The organism is Microbacterium karelineae, from assembly GCF_009745985.1.
GTDB lineage: Bacteria > Actinomycetota > Actinomycetes > Actinomycetales > Microbacteriaceae > Microbacterium > Microbacterium karelineae.
Genome location: NZ_WFIX01000107.1, coordinates 1 through 267, shown reverse-complemented (window position 1 = coordinate 267; position 267 = coordinate 1). Strand labels below are relative to the sequence as shown.

At 37.8% G+C, this 267-nt stretch carries 1 protein-coding gene; it reads right to left on the bottom strand.

The features are described 5' to 3' along the window. A partial coding sequence (locus GB932_RS22125; RefSeq protein WP_197517211.1) for a Rho termination factor N-terminal domain-containing protein occupies positions 1–267 on the bottom strand: 267 nt, incomplete at both ends.

Below are 267 nucleotides of genomic sequence, written 5' to 3'. Positions count from 1 at the left end.
TTTTTTCGGGGCAGCTTTTTTTGCCGGGGCTTTGGCAGGTTTTTCTGCTGGAGCCTCTTCAGTATTTACACTGGCGGTTTCTGTGGCGTTGAAATAATCTTTTGCAACTTTAGGGTTAGAAGCCTGAAAGTCAAGAATAGCAAAGATCTTGTCATTTTCATTGCTGGTTCTTGCAACTTTAACGCCCAAATCTTTTAAGATTTTAGTCAGTTCCGTTACGGATTTTGACCTTAACGTTTCTATGTTAAACATATTTAATGTAAAAAT